This is a genomic window from uncultured Demequina sp. (assembly GCF_913055775.1).
Taxonomy (GTDB): domain Bacteria; phylum Actinomycetota; class Actinomycetes; order Actinomycetales; family Demequinaceae; genus Demequina.
In genome coordinates, this window is sequence record NZ_CAJXJX010000205.1 from 1 (window position 1) to 2,282 (window position 2,282).

The following is a 2,282-nucleotide window of genomic DNA, read 5'->3' on the forward strand; positions in this document are numbered from 1 at the left end:
TGGCCCACTGGGTCTGGGGTACCGGCACCAACGGCGAGGGCTTTGACGCCCTCCTCGGCCCTGGCGGACCGCTGTTCGCCGACCTTCCCGGTCCGTACGACTTCGCGGGTGGAACCGTCGTCCACATCAACGCTGGTGTGGCCGGTCTGGTCCTGGCGCTGCTGCTGGGCGTCCGCAAGGGCTTCGGCAAGGAGCCGATGCGCCCGCACAACCTGCCGTTCGTCATGCTCGGCGCCGCACTGCTGTGGTTCGGCTGGTTCGGCTTCAACGCCGGTTCGGCCTTCGCGGCGGACAACTTCGCTGCGACCGCGTGGGTCAACACGACCATCGCGACCGCACTCGCCATCCTCGGCTGGCTGCTCGTGGAGAAGATCCGCGACGGCAAGGCCACCTCGCTCGGTGCCGCTTCCGGTGTGGTTGCCGGTCTGGTCGCCATCACCCCGGCCTGTGCCTCGGTGGACCCGTGGGGCGCGATCGTTGTCGGTCTCGTCGCCGGTATCCTCTCGTCGCTCGCGGTGGGCCTGAAGTACAAGTTCGGCTACGACGACTCGCTCGATGTCGTGGGCGTCCACCTCGTCGCCGGTCTCTGGGGCACGCTGGCCATCGGCCTCGTGGGCTCCGAGGTCATCAACGGTGACGGCGGCCTGTTCTACGGCGGCGGCGTGACGCTCCTGGGTGTCCAGGCCGCGGCTGCCGGTGTGACGATCGTCTACTCGGCGATTGCTACGCTGATCATTGGACTGGCCATCAAGTACACCATCGGTTTCCGCGTGAGTGAAGAGGTCGAGGTCTCCGGCATCGACCTCGCCGAGCACGGTGAGACCGCCTACGAGGAGGCAAAGTAGCCATGAAGCTGGTCACTGCAATCATCCAGCCGCACCGTGTGGACGAGGTCCGCGCTGCTCTCGAGGCCGCAGGCGTCAAGGGCGTGACGGTCTCCGAGGCCGCAGGCTACGGTCGCCAGAAGGGCCACACCGAGGTCTACCGCGGTGCCGAGTACACCGTCGACCTGGTGCCCAAGACCCGTCTCGAGGTCCTGGTCGACGACGCCGACGCCGCGAGCGTGACGGAGGCCATCGTCTCCGCCGCGCAGACCGGCAAGATCGGTGACGGCAAGGTCTGGACGGTCCCCGTGGACGACGTCGCTCGTGTTCGCACCGGCGAGCACGGCGCGGACGCGCTCTGACACGGACGCACCGCATCAATGGAGGGCCTGACGGGCGCTGCCCCTGACGGCTCACACGCTGAGGTCCCGCACCCCCACGGGGTGCGGGACCTCAAGCGTGAGCGGGCGCAGCTGAGTGATCGACTCGCCCGTGACCATGTGCCCGGCTCCGCTCGCCGCAAGGCCATCTCGGATCTCATCCTCACCCGGCTGAGCGAGCACTGGGAGGACTGCAAGCCCCTGCACTCAGGGGTGGCGCTCGGCGCGGTCGGGTCGATCGGCCGAGGCGACGCCGGTCCCGCGTCCGACCTGGATCTCGTGCTGATCCACGACGGTCAGACGCACACCACTCAGCAGGTGGCCGAACTCGCCCAGCGCCTCTGGTACCCCATCTGGGACGCCGGGCTGCAGCTGGACTACTCGATGCGCTCCATCACGGAGTGCCGGCAGGTGGCATCCAAGGATCTCGCCGCGGCGGCGGGGCTCCTCGACCTGCATCCTGTCGCCGGCGACGCCGCCCTCGCGCAGCAGGCCCGGGTAGCGATCTACCAGGACTGGCGCGCCGCCGCGCGCAAGCGCCTCCCCGAACTTCTGGCCGCATCGCGCGCACGCGCCGAACGCCATGGCGAGCTCGCCTACCTGATCGAGCCGCACCTCAAGGAGGCCCGCGGGGGCCTGCGCGACCACATGAGCCTCTCGGCGCTTTCCGCGACGTGGCTCACCGACCGCCCGCACGGCGCCGTCGACCAGGCCGGTGAGCACCTCAAGGACGCCCGCGACGCGATCCACCTGGTCACGGGGCGCCCCGTGAATGTCCTGGGACGCCACATCGCCGACGAGGTCGCCGAGCACATGGGCTTCGGCGACCCCGACGATCTCCTCGCGTCGCTCGCGGAGGCAGGCCGCACCGTCGCGTATGCCCTCGACACCACCGAGAGGGGTGCGCGGCGATCGCTCGAGCGCTCCGGCATCGGCTCTCGGGCCTGGAAGGCGCGCCGGCGAGGCGCGGCGCCGCGCCACGTCAACGTCGCCGCTGGGCTCATCGACGTCGACGGAGAGCTCGCGCTCGCGACGGACGGTCAGCCCGAGCAGGACGCGCTGCTCCCGCTGCGCGCCG

At 70.2% G+C, this 2,282-nt stretch carries 3 protein-coding genes; all 3 read left to right on the plus strand.

Translation table 11 applies throughout. From position 1 onward, the window contains the following. Nucleotides 1-845 (plus strand): ammonium transporter (locus QZ483_RS13515; RefSeq protein ID WP_367117117.1); only part of this gene is annotated, 845 nt, incomplete at its 5' end. Between the two features lie 2 nt (nt 846-847). Continuing rightward, the gene (locus tag QZ483_RS13520) at nt 848-1,186 is read left to right on the plus strand and encodes a P-II family nitrogen regulator (protein WP_203652756.1); all 339 of its coding nucleotides are present in this window, start codon (nt 848-850) and stop codon (nt 1,184-1,186) included. A gap of 81 nt (nt 1,187-1,267) precedes the next feature. Then, nucleotides 1,268-2,282 (plus strand): nucleotidyltransferase domain-containing protein (locus tag QZ483_RS13525; RefSeq protein WP_297084901.1); only part of this gene is annotated, 1,015 nt, incomplete at its 3' end.

Coding starts and splice junctions, on each gene's coding strand:
- QZ483_RS13520 (WP_203652756.1), top strand. CDS start 848: ATGAAGCTGGTCACTGCAATCATCCAGCCGCACCGTGTGGACGAGGTC.